The following is a 19,441-nucleotide window of genomic DNA, read 5'->3' as shown; positions in this document are numbered from 1 at the left end:
CCTCCCCGAAATCGTTCTTAGCCGGCGCGACTCAAAGACCGTCTACCCGGCACATTAGTGGTCAGAAACCTATGAAGAACCGGGGTATTCGTCAATATTGACTGACATTGTCAACATATTCGCAATCGACTTATCTATATTCATATTCTCGATCTATATTCACTATTTTATTTGTTATTAACTATTATAATTTCTATTTTTTACTGACTAAACTCGGGATTGCCGCAAGTCGAGGCAGAAAAATTTTTATCGGGCGTTGCGTTCTCTGGCTGAATCGATCAGCATTGACGACAAGAATCAATATGCCTGGACCCGTATGGCTGACGATCTCTACCTTTCCGCGGCGGAAGCCGCGAAGATCCTGGGCGTAGAGCCTGCAACGCTTTACGCCTATGTCAGTCGCAAGAAGCTGCGGTCGCTGGCGGTTCCCGGATCGCAGACGCGCCGGTACTGGCGGTCGGACGTTCTGGCCCTTGCGGCAAAGCGCAAGCCATCCGCCAACGCTCCCTCCGCAGGCGAAACATCGATCACCCTTCTCACCGAGGAGGGCACCTACTATCGTGGTCAAAACGTGATCGCATTGGCTGAGACGGAATCGGTCGAGTCGATTGCGGGCCTGCTCTGGCAGGTGGCGCCCGAGGAGATATTCTCCGCGCGCCTCCCCCGATCCGCACCTGGACAGGACGCCATCCTGGCCAGCCTCTCAGCAGCTCCAAGATCAGATCGTGTGCTGGCTCTGCTCCCGGTGCTGGAGCGAGCCAATCCCACAGCATTCGACCTTTCACCAACGGGCTTCGCCAGGACGGGCGCCGATGTCCTGCGCTGGCTGACTGCATTGTTCTTCGATCTGCCGGTGCCATCGGTGGAACCCATTCATCAGGTGGTCGCGCGCGCTACCGGGTCGTCGGATGCGATGGCCGACCTTGTCAGGCGGGCGATGATCCTGGTCGCCGATCAACAGTTCGCTGATACAACGCGCGCAGTTCGGGCGGGAGCCGTGACCGGCGTAACACCCTACGGCATTGCCATCATCGGTCTTGTTGTGGGAGGCGGCCAATCGATTCGCTTCAATCGCATCGATGTTGTACGTCGGTTCATCCTGGAAATCGTATCATCGGCCTATGGAGAGGAGGCCATCGTCAGTCGGGTTCGCACCGGTGAGAAAATCCCCGGCTTCGAGCCGCTGCCCAATCACCAAGAGCGGGATATTCGGGCCGATGCATTGCTGAGGGCATGCGAGCGGGTGTTTGACGGCGATACCGAGTTTGAACGCCTGCAACGGGCACTGGACCTTGCCAATAAGCTGACGGGGCGGATGCCTGGCTTTGTGATCCCGCTGCTATTCCTGGGATACAAACTTGGCGTACCAGGCAACGAACTGGCTGTCGCGACGATTGGTCGGGCAATCGGATGGATCGCACATGCTCATGAAGAAATGCAGCGATCACCGTCACGTCCAAAGGCAGCCTACGTCGGAGCATTACCTATCGAAATTTAGCTCGCCTATATCCCCGAGCCCCGTCCATGCGGACCGTCCGGTCCAAACGGAGGCCAGCTCAGTCCACGCTCAAGGGGCCTGTTCACTCGCGAAGTGAGCGGGCGAGGCGCTCTTCTTCATCAAATAGCCCTCCTCGGTCGGAAGGACTCTACTTTACACCGGGCACATTTCCAGGGAGCAGGTCAGTTCTACCGGTCGTGTGTCAGGTCTCGTGAGGTGAGGTGAAACTGAACGGACCACATCACGGCAGCACTCCTTACGCCCATTTTCACTCTCTGTTGTTACCTATATGTTACCTGCGGAGTTCTAGCTGACGTTTGGCGTAGATAGCAAAAGAGCCTGATCTTGGTTTGAGATCAGGCCCTTAGGTGTTGGATGCGGGGACAGGATTTGAACCTGTGACCTTCAGGTTATGAGCCTGACCATGTAAGTTCGATACGCGCATCGATCCAGAAAAATCCGACCTATCTAAGCGCCCGTGCTTACTGGGTGCTTACTGGAGCATCCCATTTAGCTGAATTACAAGGCTAAGTCATTGGAAAGGTTGGCTGGGGGACTAGGATTCGAACCTAGACTGGCGGAGTCAGAGTCCGCTGTCCTACCGTTAGACGATCCCCCATCCGATCCGGCGTTTCGCGGTGTCGACCGCGTGTTCCGTCGGGGTGGGCGGGCTTATAGCACCGGGTTTTGGGGTTGTGAACCCCTTTCTTCACAAAAAAATGCATGGAAGATAAAAGCTGCCAACGGCATGCGTTTCCAGGCATGCCGCTGAAGGCATGCTCCCGCCGGCCCGCGACCCTAGTGGTCGCGTAAGCTCAGCCACCGCATGGCGGCACCCGGCGCCTGGGGGCGCAAGAGTAAACTGGATGGGCTGCTTGAACGGCGCTTGCGGGCGGGCAGCCATCGGTTACGATAGGGTGACGGAAGTTTGAACATCACCCATATCCGTTGCAGGACGGAACGGGCAGCAAGTCAAGGACCAGGCGAAGTGGATAATGGCGCAGCAGGCAGAGCCGGGGTCGACCCGGCACCGGGTGGGGCGACAGCCCCCGCCCCGGATGCCGCCTGCGCCAGCCGCGCGCCGGTCCTGGCCGCCCTTGACCTGGGCACCAACAATTGCCGGCTGCTGATCGCCAAGCCCTGCCGCGAGGGGTTCCGCGTCATCGACGCCTTTTCCCGCATCGTCCGCCTGGGCGAGGGGCTGACGCGCAGCGACCGGCTGTGCGACGACGCCATGTCGCGCACGGTACAGGCGCTGAAGGTCTGCCGGTCCAAGATGGAACGGCGCGGCGTCAGCCTGCTGCGCGCCGTGGGGACCGAGGCCTGCCGCCGCGCCGACAATTGCGACGAGTTCCTGGGGCGGGTGCAGGACGAGACGGGCCTGGATATCGAAATCATCAGCCCCAAGGAGGAGGCGCGGCTGGCGCTCGCCGGTGTCGCCCCCCTGCTGGACGCCACCATCCCCTATGCCCTGGTCTTCGATATCGGCGGTGGGTCGACGGAACTGATCTGGACGGAACTGGTGCGCGGACGGCCCCGCGTGATCGACCAGATTTCCGTGCCGCTGGGTGTGGTCAACCTGACGGAAACCTATGGCGGCGACCGGGTCTGCCCCAACGATTACCGCCGGATGATGGACCGGGTGGCGGACGGGTTGGGTGATTTCGACGGGCGTAACAGCATCACCAAGGCGGTGGAGGATGGCCGGGTGCAGATGCTGGGCGCATCCGGCACCGTCACCACGCTGGCCGGCATCCAGATGGGGCTGGCCCGGTACGACCGCAGCCGCGTCGATGGCGCCTTCCTGGACCGGGACAAGGCGCGGTCGATCTCCGAGACCTTGCTGGGCCTGGATTACATGGGCCGGGCCGGACAGCCCTGCGTGGGCCGTGACCGGGCCGATCTGGTGGTCGCGGGATGCGCCATCCTGGATGCCATCTGGCGGCAATGGCCGGTGCAGCAGCTGCGCATCGCCGACCGTGGTGTGCGCGAAGGCATCCTGTGCGAACTGGCAGCCACTGCACGCCATAGACGGCGGCGCGGATAGGGGCTGGGTTGCCGAGCCGCCGCTTGCCAGCAAGGCGGGTTGCGGCGATCTTTGCCGCTTGTTTCCCGTTCGATGGCGTTTCCGATGTCCAAACCCTCCGACAACACCCCTACCGGCCGCAATCAGGCCGTGCGCGTGAAGACCGCCAAGCGGCGGTCGGTGTCGTCGGCCCGTTGGCTGGAACGGCAGCTGAACGACCCCTATGTGGCGGAGGCCAAGAAGCGCGGCTTCCGCAGCCGTGCCGCCTTCAAGCTGTTGCAGCTGGATGAGAAGTTCGGCTTCCTGAAGCGGGGTCAGCGCATCATCGATCTGGGTGCAGCCCCCGGCGGCTGGACCCAGATCGCCGTGGACCGGTCCAAGTCCGACAAGGGCGGCACGGGTCAGGTGATCGGCATCGATCTGCTGGAGATGGACCCCGTGCCCGGCGCCACCACCTTCCAGATGGATTTCACCATCCCGGAGGCGCCGGCCCGGCTGAAGGCCCTGTTGCAGGGTCCGGCCGATATCGTGATGTCGGACATGGCCGCCAACACCACCGGCCACACCCAGACCGACCATCTGCGCATCATGGGCCTGGCGGAGATGGCGTACGAGTTCGCCACCGAAGTGCTGGCGCCCGGTGGGGCCTTCATCTGCAAGCTGTTCCAGGGCGGAGCGGAGCGGGAGTTGCTGGCCCAGATGAAGAAGGACTTCACCAGCGTCCGCCACGCCAAGCCCGCCGCCAGCCGGCAGGACAGCTCAGAGACCTATCTGGTGGCCATGGGTTTCCGCGGCGTGGCCCCCGCCGCGACGGAAGAGGACGAGGCCGAGTAACCCTCACGCCCGCACCACCCCCACGCCGGCGGCGCGGAACGGGTCCAACGCCCCCTCCCCCACCGCGCCCGCCACCATCAGCGTCTGTGCCATGGTGACGGGCCCGATGATGTGCGGCGACGCCGCCCCTATCTTTTCCGGCGTGGCCAGCACCAGCGTCTCCGCCGCGGCACCCGACAGGGCACGTTTCACATCCGCCTCCTCCATGTCGCCGGTGGTCAGGCCCAGGCCGGCATGCACGCCGGTGACGCCCATGACATAGAGGTCGGCCTGGAAGCGGCGGATGCCGTCCAGCACCTGCGCGCCCACGCAGACGCCGGAATGCTTGAACAGCCGGCCGCCCAGCAACGCCACCTCCACCGACGGATGATCGATCAGGGCCGTGGCGACGGTGGGACTGTGGGTGACGACCATGGCCCGCAGATCCGCCGGCAGGGCACGGGCCAATTCCAGGCAGGTCGTGCCCCCATCCAGGAAGACCAGCTGTCCCGGCCGGATCATCCGTGCCGCAGCAAGGCCCAGCGCCCGCTTGGCATCGGGTGACTGGCCGCGCTTGGCCGCCAGATCGGCCACGGCCGGCGATGCCGGCAGCGCCCCGCCATGCACCCGCTGCAAAAGCCCTTCGGCCGCCATCTCCCGCAGGTCGCGGCGCACCGTATCCTCCGACAAGCCCAGGGATTGGGCGAAGTCCTTGGCCACCACCTGCCCGTCGCGCTTCAGCGCCGACAGGATCATCGCCTTGCGCTGCCGTGTCAGCATCCGGTTCCTCCATCGTGACTTGCGTGAATATACGTGACTCTGCACGAATTTTCACGATAATGCGTGAAACCTATTCGGAGAACGCCCATGTCCATCGCCGATCGCATCCGCATCCAGGATGTGACCCTGCTGTCCGACGACTGGTATGTGCTGAAGAAGACGCGTTTCGATTATCGCCGCGCCGACGGCACCTGGCAGCGCCTGAGCCGGGAGACCTATGACCGGGGCAACGGCGCCACCATCCTGCTGTATGATCCCGACCGCCGCACCGTGGTCCTGACGCGGCAGTTCCGGTTCCCGGCCTTCGTCAACGGTCATGACGACCTGCTGACCGAGGCACCGGCCGGCCTGCTGGACGGGGCCGATCCCGCCGACCGTATCCGCCGGGAACTGGCGGAGGAGACGGGTTACGTGATCGGCACGCCGCAACGCCTGTTCGATGCCTTCATGAGCCCCGGATCGGTGACCGAACGGCTGCATTTCTTCGCCGCCCCCTACCATCCGAACGATCGTCAGGGTCCGGGCGGCGGCAATGTCGAGGAGGGCGAGGAGATCAGTGTGCTGGAGATCAGTATCGACGAAGCACTGGCCAGCATCCGGGATGGGAAGACCATATGCCTTCTACTGTATGCATCTCTATATCTCATGCCCAGGGTCGGCACGGAGTAGTATGAACTTTAGGAGATGACAACCCGTTTGAACGGCACTCCAATGCGGGATAAAGTTGGCGGTCACTGATGCCATGTTCATGCTTCACTGCAACAAACATTCTGTAAGTTGCCTTGAAGAAACTTATACCAGCAATAAGCTGTATGAACTGGCTCATTCCTGATCTTCTCCCCATGTTGGAGATGGAAGAATGGGATATTTAGGCGCCCAGATTGTGGATAGCAGCCTGTCATCGGCACGTGTTCTTGTTATTGATGACATGCAGATCAGTGTCGACTACCTCGTCTGCACGTTGCGTCGCGCAGGGCTGGCGCATGTATCGGCGACGACTGATCCGCGAGAAGGTTTGAACCTGTGCCGCCTGGCGCCGCCGGACCTGATCCTGCTGGATTATTGCATGCCGGGCCTGGACGGGCCGGGTTTCATGGCGGAATTGACCGACCTGCTGGGGGACGAGGTTCCGCCCATCCTGATCATCACCGCCCATGATATCGCCGCCAACCGTCGCCGCGCGCTGGAGATGGGTGCCATCGATTATGTGCTGAAACCCTTCACCGACTGGGAATTGCTGATCCGGGCCCGCAACCTGCTGCGCCTGCACATGCTGCATCGCAGCCAGCGGGCGCAGTCCAAGCGCCTGGAACAGTTGGTGCGCGAGCGTACGGCGGAACTGGAGCGCACCCGGGCGGAGATCATTCATCGCCTGTGCAATGCCGGGGAATTCCGGGACGAGGATACGGGCCGCCATGTCGCCCGCATCGGCCGCCTGTCGTCACGGCTGGCCGAGTTGGCGGGCGAGGGACGGGATTTCGCCGAACGGCTGGCCGCCGCCGCGCCGCTGCATGATATCGGCAAGATCGGCATCCCCGACCGTGTGCTGCTGAAGCCCGGCAAGCTGGACCCCGACGAATGGGCCATCATGAAGACCCATTGCACGCTGGGTTCGCAAATCCTGGCCGACAGCGGCCTGCCGCTGCTGGACCTGGCGTCGGAAGTGGCGCTGACCCATCATGAGAAATGGGATGGCAGCGGCTATCCCAATGCCCTGGCGGGCGATGACATCCCGCTGTCGGGACGGCTGGTCGCCGTCTGCGACGTGTTCGACGCGCTGCTGTCGCACCGGCCCTACAAGGATCCGTGGCCGATGGAAAAGGCCCTGGCCTATATCGGCGACGTGGCGGGCACCCACCTCGACCCCCGCCTGGCCAGGCTGTTCCTGGACAACAAGCAGGAGATGATCAACATCCGGGTGGAGATGGCGGATTGAGGGGATCGGCAGCCTTACCGCTCACTTCCAGATCGGCTTGCCCGACCCCGGCAGGCCCAGACGGCCCCACATGTCGCTGACCTTGTCGACCACGCCCTGGTCCATATAGAGCTTCTCGCCCCATTCGCGGTGCGTCTCTGGGGGCAGCTTGTTGGTAGCGTCCATGCCGACCTTGCCGCCCAGGCCACTCTCCGGGCTGGCGAAATCCAGGTAATCGATGGGCGTGCCCTCGATCATGGTGATGTCACGGACCGGGTCCATGCGGGTGCTGACGGCCCACATCACATCCTTCCAGTCGCGCGCATTGATGTCGTCATCCACGACGATGACCCATTTCGTGTACATGAACTGGCGCAGGAAGGACCACACACCCATCATCACGCGCTTGGCATGGCCGGGATAGGCCTTCTTCATCGACACCACGGCGATGCGGTAGGAACAGCCCTCCGGCGGCAGCCAGAAATCCACGATCTCCGGGAATTGCTGCTGCAACAGCGGAATGAACACCTCGTTCAACCCTTCGCCCAGCACGCTGGGCTCGTCCGGCGGACGGCCGGTGAAGGTGGAAAGATAGATCGGGTCCCGGCGCATGGTGATGGCCGTGACGGTGAACACCGGAAACGGCTCGACCGAGTTGTAATAGCCGGTATGGTCGCCATACGGCCCCTCATCGGCATATTCGTCCAGGCTGACATAGCCTTCCAGCACGATCTCCGCCGTCGCCGGCACCTTCAGCGGCACGGTCCTGCAATCGACCAGATCGACCTTCTTCCCGCGCAGCAGGCCGGCGAACTGGTATTCCGACAGGGTCTCCGGCACTGGCGTCACGGCGGCCAGGATGGTGCCCGGATCGGCCCCCAGCACCACGGCGGCCGGCAGCGGCTCGCGCTTGCCCGCCTGTTTCCAGCGCTGATGATGCAACGCCCCACCGCGATGCTTCAGCCAGCGCATGATGGTCTTGTTCTTGCCCAGCACCTGCATGCGGTAGATGCCCAGGTTGAAATTATCCTCTCGGGCCTCCCCCGGCCCCTTTGTGACCACCAGCGGCCAGGTGATCAGCGGCGCCGGCTCCCCCGGCCAGCAGGATTGGATGGGCAGGATCGACAGGTCGATATCCTCACCGGTCAGCACCACTTCCTGGCACGGCGCCCTGGACACCGACCCCGGCCGCATGGCCATGACCTGTTTGGCCAGCGGCAGCATGGCGAACGCCTCGCGCAGCCCCCGCGGCGGCTCCGGCTGCTTCAGGAAGGCCAGCGTCTCCCCCACCTCGCGCAACTGGTGCGGTTCCCGGTCCATGCCCCAGGCCACGCGCTCCACCGTGCCGAACAGGTTGATCAGCACCGGCATGGCGCTTTTCGTGCCATCCGCCTTGATCACATTCTCGAACAGCACGGCCGGCCCCTTTTCCGCCAGCAGGCGGGTATGGATCTCCGTCATCTCCAGCTCGGTGGAGACCGGCTCCGTCACGCGCACCAGCCGCCCCTCCTGTTCCAGGCGGGCGATGAAGTCACGCAGCGAGGCATAGGGCATGATGGCGCCTTCGGGGGTTCCGGTATCGGGTCGGGCGTAACATCGGCGTCGGGGCCCGCCGGGTCAAGCGGGCACCCGCCAGACATCGGTGGTCCGGATGTCGCGGTCCTCCAGCTCCGTGGAGGTCGGCACCTGATATGTGGCCACCTTCTCCAGCCCCTGCGACGGCAGATAGGCCCGGCCCGGATCGCCCACCAGCACGGTCACCCCGGCCCGAGCCAGATCGCGGAACCAGACCAGCGCCGCCTCGGCGAAAGGCCGTTCGTAACAGACGTCCCCCGCCAGCAGGATGTCGGTATCGGGCAGCGGCCGACCGATCATGTCCGCCGTGACGGCCTCAACAATGACCTCGTTCATCGCGGCATTCAGGTCTGTGGCCGCCTTGGCGAAGGGATCGATATCCAGCGCCGTGACCCGCACCGCCCCCGCCTTCATGGCGGCGATGGCGATCAGGCCGGAACCGGCGGCGAAATCCACCACGCGCTTGCCCGCCACCCAGGACGGATCATCCAGGATCAACTTGGCCACCGCTTGCCCGCCGGCCCAGGGAAAAGCCCAGAAGGGTGGCGGTACACCATTGGCCTCCAGCCAGTCGGCCGTGGCCCGCCAGATGGGCGTGATCTCCGTCGCCTGCCACAGCATGATATCGGGGCGCAGCGGCACGGGTGCCGGCGCGGTATGGGCCTGGATGAAGATGGTGGGATCAGCGCTGGCCGGGGGTGAGGGCAAGATCGGCAAGTTGCAGCATCGGCTGCTGTATATAGGGCTTGGGCAGGCCACGGCCGCCGCCGGGGGCGTAACCGCCGCCGCCATGCGGGGCGGGTGGCAGGCTGGCGATGCCGATGATGATGGCGACCAGCAGGGCCATGCCCACGAAACGCGCCGCCTTGAACTGCGCCAGACTGTCGGCCGGATCGTTCATATCCCAACCGCGCACCTGCATGACCATCAGGGCGCCGGTGACCAGCAGCGGCACGGCGATGCCCCAGAACATCCCCGTGGGCTCCAGCGCCAGCAGCCACAGCACGAAGGCCCCGGCATAGAAGCCGCCGACCCAGCGCCGCGAATCATTGCCGAACAGCAGCGCCGTGGACTTGATGCCGACATGGGCATCATCGTCGCGGTCCTGATGGGCATAGATCGTGTCATAGCCCAGCGTCCACAGGATACCGCCGGCATAGAGCAGGATCGGCTGCCAGCCCAGATCGCCGCGCACCGCAGCCCAGCCCAGCAGCGCCCCCCAGTTGAAGGTCAGGCCCAGGAAGGCCTGCGGCCACCAGGTGATGCGCTTCATCAGCGGATAAGTGCCGACCAGCAGCAGCGATGCCGCCCCCAGCGCGATGGCGAATCCGTTCAGCTGCAACAGGATGACCAGGCCCACCAGCAGCTGCGCCACCAGGAAGGCGATGGCCTTGGTCACACTGACCTGGCCGCTGGGGATGGGACGAACCTTGGTGCGCTCCACCTTGGCGTCCAGGTGGCGGTCCAGGATGTCATTGATGGTGCAGCCGGCCCCGCGCATGACCACGGCACCGATGCCGAACAGGGCCATCAGCCAGATATCGGGCCAGCCGCCGGCCGGTGCGGCCAAGGCGATGGACCACCAGCAGGGCAGCAGCAGCAGCCAGGTGCCGATCGGCCGGTCCAGCCGGGCCAGACGCGCATAGGGCCGCCACGCCACCGGCAGGTAGCGGTCGATCCAATCGCCGGCCCGTATGTCGGTATGGCCGGCGTTCGTTTCGGTGGCGTGCGTCATGATGCGCGCATCTTATCGTTTCCCCGTGCGGGCGCATAGGGGCGGATTGTCTCCGCCACGTCTTACCTACCCACAACGAAGTTACCGGATGGCGAAACCGCCGTCCGTGACGGCGCGCACACGAACAATGTTCAATCGGGGTTCAACCGGGGCAGCCCGGGGTGCCACAGCGACCGCCATCGGACGTCGTATAGACGCCGCAGACGGGGCATTTCGCCATGTCCTGGGCATCGACGGCCGGTTCGGCCTTGCGGCCGTTGGTGGTGCCCTTGGGATTGGCCCGGCGCCCGCCATGGCGGCGCAACGCCTCTTCCCGCTGGCGCTGGACCTTGCCCAGCAGGCGGAAGGCGAACCAGACAATGGCCAGGATGCCGACCAGGGTGATGATTTTCGACAAGGAGATCATGGGTCCCGAAAGTGGGTTAAGCCGACAGGATCGGCAAGCGAAATCACAGGCCGAACCGCGCGAAGGCCGCCCGTTCGGCCATGGTATCCGCCACCCCATCCGCCAGTGCCCGCGCATCCAACCCGATCAGCCGACCCAGCCCCGGCCGGCGCGGCGGATTGACCAGACGGATCTGTACCTTGTCCCCGAACCGTTCGCGCAGCGTGCCGCGCAGATCGCCCAGCCGGTCCACCAGCCCCAGTTCCAGCGACCGGCGCCCGGTCCAGAACGCCCCTTCGAACAGTTCCGTTTCCGGCGCCGTCAGGCGGGAACCGCGCCGGTCGCGCACCCACTGCTTGAAGGCGGCATGCATGTCAGCCTGCAACCCCTTCAGATGCGCCACCTCATCGGGCTTTTCCGCCTGGAACGGGTCCAGCATGCCCTTCGACGTGCCGGCCGTGTGGACACGGCGGTCCACGCCCAGCTTGTCGATCAGGCCGGTGAAGCCGAACCCGGCAGATACCACGCCGATCGACCCAATGATGGAACATTCATCCGCCGTGATCTCGTCGGCCGCCGCCGCCAGCCAGTAACCGCCACTGGCCGCCACATCCTCGACAAAAGCCAGGACGGGCAATGATTTCTCCACCGCCAGCGCCCGGATGCGCCGGGCGATCAGCGCCGATTGCACCGGCGATCCGCCAGGGGAATTGATCGACAGGGCCACGGCCACCTGACCGTCGGGGGCGAAGGCCCGGTCGATATCGTCGGCCAGCGTCTCCAGCGACAATCCCTTGCGTCCCCCGCCGATGGTTCCCGACAGGCGCAGCACGGATACCAGCGGGGAAACGGGCAGGCCGGCGAATTTCCTGAGGCGGCGGATCATGGGCGTCAACATCCTCCGTGGGGGCATGAAGGACAGATGGGGGCGATGGTCCCGCTGCGGTAGCCCCACCCCATACGAAAGAATCGCTTCAGCATTTGACCCGGCCACCGGTCGGGCGCAACTTACTTGCTATGCCGAATGTCCGATCCACAACCCGACCATTGATATATGCACTGGCTGCGCTCTGCAGCCTGCTGTCGGTGCATGTGGGGGCGTTCTGCGCGCATGCGGAGCAACCGACCATCGATCTGATGGCCGTCCACACCCCGCCCATGGCCATGGACAATACCGACGAACCGGGGGCGGTACTGGCCCTGGTAATGGCCGCGACGGAGCGTGCGGGTCTGACGCCCAAGGTCAGCTTCCTCCCCTGGCGACGGGCGCAGGAAATGGTGACCAGCGGCAAGGACATGCTGATCGCACCCCTGACCCTGCTGCCGTCCCGCGCCGAAAAATTCACCTGGATCGGCCCGATCTGCCGTATCGAACGCTCCATCGCCAGCCTGAAATACCGCATCGACAGCCTGGAACAGGCCATGGCCGAACGCCGCACCCTGGTGGTCGGCGCCGGCAGCGCCCAGGACCAGCAATTGCGCGATATGGGCTATCCGGCCGAACTGATCGTCACCACGCCTTTGGGCACGCGGGAGGCGGAAATGCTGGCGACCGGCCGGGTCGATGGCTGGTACAGCGGTACCCAGCAAATCCGCTGGCGCTGGCAGCGGGAGGGGCGGCATGAGGCGCTGATCATCGGTGACCCGGTCAGCGTCGACCAGATCCAGCTGGGCTGTTCACGCGACTGCGACCCGACCCTGGCCGCCACCCTGCGCAGCGCCCTGCAAAGCCTGCGCGACGACGGCACCGCCGACCGCATCCTGGCCAAATACGCACTCTATTATTAGCGTGCACAGCATTCGTAGGTCAGGTCGAGCGAAGCGAGCCCTGACTGAAAAGGCTTTATAGCGATGCTGTCAGGGCTCGCTTCGCTCGACCTGACCTACGGCACCTCTACAGTTCCAACGCTGCCCCATCACGCAGAATCGCCTCCACCGGCGGCGTATATCCCTGCCCGTCCCCATGCAGGACCAGCCCCGGCAGCAGCACCAAGGGCCCCTTCGCATCGCGCCTGGCTGTGACAATCACCCGCTTGGCCGGCACGCCCGCACGCGGCCATAGCGGCAACACCCTGATATCCCCGAACCGCCCCGTCAGCAGCGACAGCAGATGGTCCAGCCGTTCGGCCGGATAGATCAGGGTCAAGCGCCCTCGGCTTTTCAGCAGGCGCAGGGATGCGCGCACGAATCCCTCCAGGTCCCCCGCCCCCTCGCCATGGCTGCCGGCCTTGTGTCCGCTGGGCGATGGCGTGTGCCGGCCGGCGGGCCAGAAGGGCGGGTTGGACAGGACATGATCGAAACCGTTCAGCCGCAGGTCGGCCGGCGGGGCGGCCACATCGCCCTCCAGCACCGCCACCCGATCCACCAGCCCACTTTCCACCGCTCCCCGCCGGGCGAGGTCGGCAGCCAATGGCTGGATTTCCAGCCCTGTGACGGCCAGACCCGGCACCCGTGCCGCCAGACACAGCAGTGCCGCCCCCGTGCCGCAGCCCAGTTCCAGCACCGCATCGCCCGCTACAGCCGGCACCGATGCCGCCAGCAGCACCGGGTCGATGGCGGCGCGATAGCCCTTCTGCGGCTGGAACAAAGTGACGCGCCCCCCCAGCAGGGGTGTGCGATCGATATCCACGCAACCGGTCACGCCATCACCGTCAATCCGACCTCACGCAGCAGCGCGCGCGCCGTCACCAAATCTTCATCCACGACGCAGAGCCGGCGGGGAATCGCCCCGATGCTGCCCTCCAGTACCGAGGTATGCTGGTCCAGAACCACGCAATGGATGCCGGCATCGGCCAGGACCGATTGCGCAAAACTCAGTTCAACCGGGTCGTTGCTGCGGATCAGCGGCTGCATCCGTGACCTATCCTCATGGAGTTTCAAGGCGGACATGCCCCGCACGGGCACGGCTGGGCCTTGACCCGGCAGCCTTCCCCGCTATGCTCCCCCGCGATCCCCAGGCCCGTCAACCGGGCTTGTCGTCTTTTGCCGTCTTCTCGCGATGGAGCCTTGACCCGTGGCCACCGTGACCACCCTCGATCCCAAGCGCCGGAAGCCGGAAACCAACGCGCTCGACAATCTTGTGGCCCTGGTGGCCCAGGATCTGGCCGACGTGAACGAGATCATTGTCGACCGGATGCAGTCGCCCGTGGCGCTGATCCCGCAGCTGGCCGGTTACCTGATCGCCAGCGGCGGCAAGCGTCTGCGCCCCGTCCTGACCCTGGCCGCCGCCAAGATGTGCGGGTACCAGGGGGAGACCCACAAGCCGCTGGCGGCCTGTGTGGAATTCATCCACACCGCCACCCTGCTGCATGACGATGTGGTGGATGAAAGCGACCTGCGTCGCGGCCAGGCCAGCGCCAATGCCGTCTATGGCAACAAATCCTCCGTGCTGGTCGGCGACTTCCTGTTCTCCCGCGCCTTCCAGGTGATGGTGGAGGCGGGATCGCTGGACGTGCTGCGCATCCTGTCCAACGCATCCGCCGTCATCGCCGAGGGCGAGGTTCTCCAGCTCATGACCTCCAACGATACGGAGACGAGCGAGGAAGCCTATCTGGAAGTGATCAAGGCGAAGACGGCGGAACTGTTCGCCGCCGCCTGCCGCATCGGCGCCGTCGTGGCCGGCCGTTCGGCGGCGGAGGAGGAGGCGCTGCGCTCCTACGGCCTGAACCTGGGCATCGCCTTCCAGCTGGTCGACGACGTGCTGGATTATTCGGCCGCCCAGGCGCGGCTGGGCAAGACCATCGGCGACGATTTCCGCGAGGGCAAGATCACCCTGCCCATCGTCCTGGCTTTCCGCCGTGGCGATGATGAGGAACGGACCTTCTGGCGCCGGACCATGGAGGATCTGGATCAGGGCGAGGGCGACCTGGACAAGGCCATCGCCCTGATGAACCGCCACAATGCGCTGCATGACAGCGTGGAACGCGCCCGGCACTATGTGTCGGTGGCCCGCGACGCGCTGGGCCTGTTCCCGGCCAGCCCGGTGAAGCGCGCCCTGCTGGACGTGCTGGAATTCGTGGTGGACCGGGACTACTGACCCCGACCGCCAGGACACTGTTGAAAGGGCCGGGATGGGAGACCACCCGGCCCTTTTCATGTCCGCCGGCGGGGGTGACGGGCGCGCGGCTGCCATGCGGCGCGACGGGGACAGCAAAGTGCGATCTAGTGCTTGCATGGGCCGTTCGATGACGCTATACAGCCGCCCACGCAAACGACGCCCTGCGGCGCGCGGTTGCGGAATATGTGACGGAGTATAGCTCAGCCTGGTAGAGCGCTGCTTTCGGGAGGCAGAGGCCGGAGGTTCGAATCCTCTTACTCCGACCATTCAAAAGACCGGTTTCGACGCTGTCGAAACCGGTCTTTTTGTTTTTGGCCCCGGCATTGTCACGGCACATTGGGCCCCACGACGCGTTGCCGATGACAGGGGTGCCATAACGGCCCCCACTTATCGTCACCCGATCGGGAGAGACATCATGTCCACCCAGGAAAGGAAGGAAGGCATCTGCGGCCAGCCCTGTATCGCCGCCATCATCGCATCGGCCCTCGTGGTGGCCGTGCTGATCCACTCGCCATCCTTCAGCGACACCGACCCGCAGGTCGATGCCGCCCAGCAGGCCGAGGCCCAACAGGCCAAGGCCAAAATATCCAAGCAAAAGAAGGCGGAAAGGTTCGTCGCCGAACTGGTTAATGCCCAGCCGTCACGCTAGACAAGTCTAGCTTTTCCAAGCTCCTCAAGCGCCGGCGCCGCATCCGCGGCTTGGGCGACACGCCCGCACGAGCGGGCGCGGCGGCAGTCGCCGCCGGAGCAGTTTACGGTCAACCGTAAACTGCTCTAGATTAACGGCGGGGGCCGCGATTTCCGGCGGCGGGGCAGCAGGAGAGAGTGAATGACGGACCAGACGCAGCGCGAACCGACACTGGCGCGCAACGTCAACCTTCCGCAACTGGCGCTTTACGGCCTGGGCAGCATGCTGGGCGCCGGCATCTATGGATTGATCGGCAAGGCGGCGGGGGAGATGGGCAACGCCGTCTGGCTGGCCTTCCTGGTCTCAATGGTGGCGGCCCTGCTGACCGGCCTGTCCTACGCCTCGCTTGGTTCCCGTTATCCGCGCGCCGGCGGTGCGGCCTATGTCACCCAGCGCGCCTATGGGCTGCCGCTGCTGACCTACCTGGTGGGGCTGACGGTGATGGCATCCGGCCTGACGTCGGTCGCCACGCAAAGCCGGGTGGTGGCGGAGACGATGACCCGCCTGCCCTTGTTCGACGGGGTGCCGGTACTGCCGCTGGCTTTGGGTTTCCTGCTGCTGATCGCCGGCATCGTCTATCGCGGCATCAAGGAAAGCATGTGGGTCAACATGGCCTGCACGGCGATGGAGGCCGGCGGCCTGCTGATCGTCATCGCCGTCGGCATCCCCTATTGGGGCGGGGTCGACCTGCTGGAGGTGCCGCCTTCGTCGGGCGGGATCGATGCCGCCATGATCCTGCAGGGCGCCGTGCTGACCTTCTTCAGCTTCATCGGGTTCGAGGACACGTTCAACGTGGCCGAAGAGGTGAAGGACCCGCAGCGCACCTTGCCCTGGGCCATCATCATCGCCATGGTGTCCGCCACCATCATCTATCTGGCCGTGGCCGTCACCGCCGTCTCCGTCGTGCCGTGGCAGGAACTGGCTACGGCATCGGGCCCGCTGGTGGAGGTGGTGCACCGCGCCGCCCCCTGGATTCCCGGCGCCATCTTCGTGGTGATCACGGTGTTCGCCGTGTCCAACACGGCCCTGCTGAATTACATCATGGCCTCGCGCCTGGCCTATGGCATGGCCAAGCTGGAACTGCTGCCCAAGCCGCTGTGCCGGGTGCATGCCCGCCGCCGCACGCCGCATGTGGCCATCGCGGCATTGCTGCTGATCGTCACGGCACTGATGCTGTCGGGCGACATCGCGCAGCTGGCATCGGCCACCGTGCTGCTGCTGCTGGCCGTGTTCACCATCGTCAATATCGCGCTCTTGGTGCTGAAGCGGCGGCAGGGGGAGGCGAAGGGGGCGTTCGAGGTGCCGTCCTTCGTGCCGGTCGGTGGTGCGCTGATCTGCGCGCTGATGTTCTGCAACCGCCTGGTCACCGGCGACTGGCGGGCACCGGCCCTGGCTGTCGGCCTGCTGGTCGGCATCGTCGTGCTGTATCTGGTGATGCGTCCCAAATGCGTCGACAACCTGGATGGTGCCGACGAGGTACCGGTGGAGTGAAGCCTTCGGCCGGCACTTCCGTGCCGGCCGTCAGCAATACCCATCAATACCGGTACGTCCCCGTCACACCCAGGGTGCGCGGCCGCAAGGTGGCGTTGGTGGTCAGGGCCGAGCCGTAGAAATGGTGGAAGCGGCCCAGTTCCGGGTGGCTGTTGGTCAGGTTGTTGGCGAAAACCGACAGGTCCAGCCCGTCGAACTTCACCCCCACCCGGACATTCACCTGATTGACCACCGGCGCGTTGGTCAGCACCGGGTCGTAGGAATAGACATTGGGATTGTCCAGCGGCGCCTTGCTGGAGAAGGTGTAGTCGAACCTTGCATAGGCGTCGCGGTCACCAGCCACGATGAAATCATACTGGCCGGTCACGGTCAGCGTGAAGCGCGGCCCGTCAAAGGCGGCCTCCCCCTTCTCCGCCAGCACGGCACCCGCCCCGCCCAGCACCGTCTGGTCGAAGCTGGCATCGTTGTAACCCAGCACCACACCCAGGCTCAGATCATCCGTCACCCGGCCCTGCAGGGACAAATCGAACCCTTGCGAAGTGATCGAGCCGGAATTGTTGATGAAGCTGGACCCGCAGGTCGGCAGCCAGACCGAGCGCTGCACATTCTTCCATTCAATGTAATAGCCACTGGCCTCCGCCGTGGCGCGGCCACCGAGCAGGGTGCCCTTGGTTCCCGCCTCGTACGACCAGACACTGTCGCTGTCGTATGAGGTGGGGGAGCTGGTCATGCCCAGGCTGGCCAGATCGGTGCCGCAGAAGCTGGGCGGTACCGCCGTCTGCGCCCCGCCGGCACGGAAGCCCTTGGAGGCCGAGGCATAGACCATGATGTCGGGATCGACCTGGTAGGTCAGGCCGAATTTCGGCGTCACCGGGGTTTCCGATGTCGACCCCTCACTTTGCAGCGTGCCGCCCACGAACGGCCCCGCCGCATCCTGGGCATGATTGATCTTCAGATGTGCCACGCGCAGGCCGATGGTGGCTTTCAGCTTCTCGGTGAAGGCGTAATCGATCTGGCCGAAACCAGCGATCTGCTCCGTCTTCGACCGCGTCGTGCTGTCATAGAGGTAATCGCCCGGCAGCATCGGTGCGCCGAACCAGGAGGCGACGTTGAAGGCACCGCCTGTGGCATTGCGGATCAGCTGGTCGATATAGCTGTCCTGGTTGACCTGCGTGGATTGCTGCTTCTCATGGCTGTAGAAGCCCCCCACGACCCAGGTCAGCGGCCCGTCGCCCTCGTTCGATTGCAACCGCACCTCCTGGCTGAAATTCTTCTGGCGTTCGCCGAAGAAGCCCGGTGCCTTCTGGCCCGGCAGGGTGACGTAAGGGCCGGAAATGGCGATCTCGCTGTCGAAATTGGTGTAGTCGCGCACCTCGTCCTGATCACGGTCGAAATAAGCGGTGACCGCCGTGAGGGAGACGGCGCCGAAATCGGCATTGATGGTCAGCGACGGCAGGTAGTAACGGTCATGCTGCGGCTGGGCCAGGGCATAGCCGGTGCGGTACACGCCATCGCCGGGATTCGACAGGCTTTCCCAATAGCCGGTCGTGTCGTCGATATCGATGTCCTGATAGTAAAGGGCCGGCGTGATGCGCAGCGTTTCCGTCGGCGCCCAGGTCAGGGCAACCTTGGCGGCCTTGCTGTCCTGGCTGTTGGCATTCTTGTCGGCCCGGGCATTGGTTTCCGGGTTCATGCGGTCGACCCAGCCACCATCGCGGCGGTACCAGGCGGAGCCACGGAAGGCCAGCTTGCCCTCCTGCACCGGCGTGCTGACGGCCACACCCGCCTCATAGCTGGGGGCGCCATTCCTGGTGAAACCAACCTCGGACCGGCCATAGAGCTTCTGGTCGTCCAGGTCGGGCTGGCCGGTGATGAAGCGGACGGCACCACCTTCCGCCCCCGCGCCGAACAAAGTGCCCTGCGGCCCGCGCAGCACCTCCACCCGCTCCAGATCGAAGACCTTGGGATAGACATTGGCCGAGGAGAAGCCCAGCGCGCGCACCTGGATGGGCACGTCATCGATATAGATGCCGGTGGTGGCCGCCCCGTCATTGGACTGGATGCCACGGATGGAGATGTTGGTGTTCGACCCGCTGAAATAATTCTGACGGGTGAAATTCAGGCCCGGCGTCAGGCGGGTGATGTCCTCGATCTGGCGCACGCCCTGATCGTCCATCTTCTCCTGGCTGTAGGCGGCGATGGAGGCCGGCACCTCCAGCAGCCGCTCGGCCCGGCGATTGGCCGTGACGATGATCTCCTCCAGCATCACCCGCTGCCCGTCGGACGCGGTGGCCACGGTTTGCGCCAGGGCGGCGGGCGGTGCGGCAGCAACCATGAGGGTTGCAAGGGAAGTGGCCCGCAACAGCCGGCCGCGCGACAGGTTCCTGTCGATGACAGTCATGAGGATACCCCTGTTCAGAATTTGTTATTGGCGGGACGTCGCGTTCGGCCCAACCGGCCACGGACATCTCTTCACCC

At 64.7% G+C, this 19,441-nt stretch carries 18 protein-coding genes and 2 tRNA genes; 10 read left to right on the top strand and 10 right to left on the bottom strand.

The window, feature by feature from the left end; all coding sequences use genetic code 11:
* The first annotated feature begins 256 nt into the window (after positions 1-256).
* The gene (locus ACM9HJ_RS12070; protein WP_416571973.1) at positions 257-1,498 is read left to right on the top strand and encodes a citrate synthase; all 1,242 of its coding nucleotides are present in this window, start codon (positions 257-259) and stop codon (positions 1,496-1,498) included.
* A 545-nt stretch (positions 1,499-2,043) separates the two neighbouring features.
* Here ACM9HJ_RS12070 and ACM9HJ_RS12065 read toward each other — a convergent pair.
* Positions 2,044-2,117: transfer RNA gene (locus tag ACM9HJ_RS12065), tRNA-Gln, on the bottom strand.
* A 369-nt stretch (positions 2,118-2,486) separates the two neighbouring features.
* Between ACM9HJ_RS12065 and ACM9HJ_RS12060 the strand changes: the two genes are divergently transcribed.
* Both ACM9HJ_RS12060 and ACM9HJ_RS12055 read left to right on the top strand, forming a co-directional pair.
* Positions 2,487-3,545, top strand: coding sequence for a Ppx/GppA phosphatase family protein (locus ACM9HJ_RS12060; RefSeq protein WP_416571972.1), 1,059 nt, complete (start codon positions 2,487-2,489; stop codon positions 3,543-3,545).
* Positions 3,546-3,629: 84 nt separating this feature from the next.
* Positions 3,630-4,358, top strand: coding sequence for an RlmE family RNA methyltransferase (locus tag ACM9HJ_RS12055; RefSeq protein ID WP_416571971.1), 729 nt, complete (start codon positions 3,630-3,632; stop codon positions 4,356-4,358).
* A gap of 3 nt (positions 4,359-4,361) precedes the next feature.
* Here ACM9HJ_RS12055 and ACM9HJ_RS12050 read toward each other — a convergent pair whose 3' ends face one another.
* On the bottom strand, positions 4,362-5,117 hold the full coding sequence (locus ACM9HJ_RS12050; protein ID WP_416571970.1) for a DeoR/GlpR family DNA-binding transcription regulator: 756 nt from the start codon (positions 5,115-5,117) through the stop codon (positions 4,362-4,364).
* A gap of 87 nt (positions 5,118-5,204) precedes the next feature.
* Here ACM9HJ_RS12050 and ACM9HJ_RS12045 point away from each other — a divergent pair, with 87 nt between their 5' ends.
* A complete protein-coding gene (locus ACM9HJ_RS12045) occupies positions 5,205-5,786 on the top strand; it encodes an NUDIX domain-containing protein (RefSeq protein WP_416571969.1) in 582 nt (193 codons plus the stop codon).
* Positions 5,787-5,976: 190 nt separating this feature from the next.
* Positions 5,977-7,053, top strand: a complete 1,077-nt coding sequence (locus ACM9HJ_RS12040) for an HD domain-containing phosphohydrolase (protein ID WP_416571968.1) — start codon at positions 5,977-5,979, stop codon at positions 7,051-7,053.
* Positions 7,054-7,074: 21 nt separating this feature from the next.
* Here ACM9HJ_RS12040 and ACM9HJ_RS12035 read toward each other — a convergent pair whose 3' ends face one another.
* The 5 genes from ACM9HJ_RS12035 to ACM9HJ_RS12015 form a co-directional block, all read right to left on the bottom strand.
* Positions 7,075-8,586, bottom strand: coding sequence for a UbiD family decarboxylase (locus ACM9HJ_RS12035; RefSeq protein ID WP_416571967.1), 1,512 nt, complete (start codon positions 8,584-8,586; stop codon positions 7,075-7,077).
* A gap of 63 nt (positions 8,587-8,649) precedes the next feature.
* Positions 8,650-9,315 (bottom strand): class I SAM-dependent methyltransferase, encoded by a 666-nt coding sequence (locus ACM9HJ_RS12030; RefSeq protein ID WP_416571966.1) that lies wholly within the window; start codon positions 9,313-9,315, stop codon positions 8,650-8,652.
* On the bottom strand, positions 9,290-10,342 hold the full coding sequence (gene ubiA / locus ACM9HJ_RS12025) for a 4-hydroxybenzoate octaprenyltransferase (protein WP_416571965.1): 1,053 nt from the start codon (positions 10,340-10,342) through the stop codon (positions 9,290-9,292). The genes ACM9HJ_RS12030 and ubiA overlap by 26 nt, the downstream gene beginning before the upstream one ends.
* Positions 10,343-10,484: 142 nt before the next feature.
* Positions 10,485-10,739 (bottom strand): hypothetical protein, encoded by a 255-nt coding sequence (locus ACM9HJ_RS12020; RefSeq protein WP_416571964.1) that lies wholly within the window; start codon positions 10,737-10,739, stop codon positions 10,485-10,487.
* A 52-nt stretch (positions 10,740-10,791) separates the two neighbouring features.
* A complete protein-coding gene (locus tag ACM9HJ_RS12015; RefSeq protein ID WP_416571963.1) occupies positions 10,792-11,613 on the bottom strand; it encodes a S49 family peptidase in 822 nt (273 codons plus the stop codon).
* Positions 11,614-11,774: 161 nt separating this feature from the next.
* Here ACM9HJ_RS12015 and ACM9HJ_RS12010 point away from each other — a divergent pair, with 161 nt between their 5' ends.
* On the top strand, positions 11,775-12,515 hold the full coding sequence (locus tag ACM9HJ_RS12010) for a substrate-binding periplasmic protein (RefSeq protein ID WP_416571962.1): 741 nt from the start codon (positions 11,775-11,777) through the stop codon (positions 12,513-12,515).
* A gap of 106 nt (positions 12,516-12,621) precedes the next feature.
* Here ACM9HJ_RS12010 and ACM9HJ_RS12005 read toward each other — a convergent pair whose 3' ends face one another.
* Entirely contained in the window at positions 12,622-13,368 is a 747-nt protein-coding gene (locus ACM9HJ_RS12005) for a tRNA1(Val) (adenine(37)-N6)-methyltransferase (protein WP_416571961.1), read from the bottom strand.
* A complete protein-coding gene (locus ACM9HJ_RS12000) occupies positions 13,365-13,580 on the bottom strand; it encodes a DUF2007 domain-containing protein (RefSeq protein WP_416571960.1) in 216 nt (71 codons plus the stop codon). The genes ACM9HJ_RS12005 and ACM9HJ_RS12000 overlap by 4 nt, the downstream gene beginning before the upstream one ends.
* Positions 13,581-13,740: 160 nt before the next feature.
* On the opposite strand from ACM9HJ_RS12000, the gene ACM9HJ_RS11995 reads away from it, so the two are divergent.
* From ACM9HJ_RS11995 to ACM9HJ_RS11980, 4 genes are all read left to right on the top strand, one after another.
* Positions 13,741-14,763 (top strand): polyprenyl synthetase family protein, encoded by a 1,023-nt coding sequence (locus tag ACM9HJ_RS11995; RefSeq protein ID WP_416571959.1) that lies wholly within the window; start codon positions 13,741-13,743, stop codon positions 14,761-14,763.
* 210 nt (positions 14,764-14,973) lie between these two features.
* Positions 14,974-15,050 (top strand) — tRNA-Pro (locus tag ACM9HJ_RS11990).
* Between the two features lie 149 nt (positions 15,051-15,199).
* Positions 15,200-15,433, top strand: a complete 234-nt coding sequence (locus ACM9HJ_RS11985; RefSeq protein ID WP_416571958.1) for a hypothetical protein — start codon at positions 15,200-15,202, stop codon at positions 15,431-15,433.
* Between the two features lie 180 nt (positions 15,434-15,613).
* A complete protein-coding gene (locus ACM9HJ_RS11980) occupies positions 15,614-16,963 on the top strand; it encodes an APC family permease (RefSeq protein ID WP_416571957.1) in 1,350 nt (449 codons plus the stop codon).
* A 43-nt stretch (positions 16,964-17,006) separates the two neighbouring features.
* Here ACM9HJ_RS11980 and ACM9HJ_RS11975 read toward each other — a convergent pair whose 3' ends face one another.
* On the bottom strand, positions 17,007-19,364 hold the full coding sequence (locus ACM9HJ_RS11975; protein WP_416571956.1) for a TonB-dependent receptor: 2,358 nt from the start codon (positions 19,362-19,364) through the stop codon (positions 17,007-17,009).
* Positions 19,365-19,441: the final 77 nt, after the last annotated feature.

Origin of the sequence: Niveispirillum sp. KHB5.9 (assembly GCF_048066115.1) — a bacterium.
In the GTDB taxonomy this organism is placed as follows: domain Bacteria; phylum Pseudomonadota; class Alphaproteobacteria; order Azospirillales; family Azospirillaceae; genus Niveispirillum.
The sequence above is the reverse complement of the archived record's forward strand: the minus strand, read 5'-3'. Positions and strand labels throughout refer to the sequence as shown.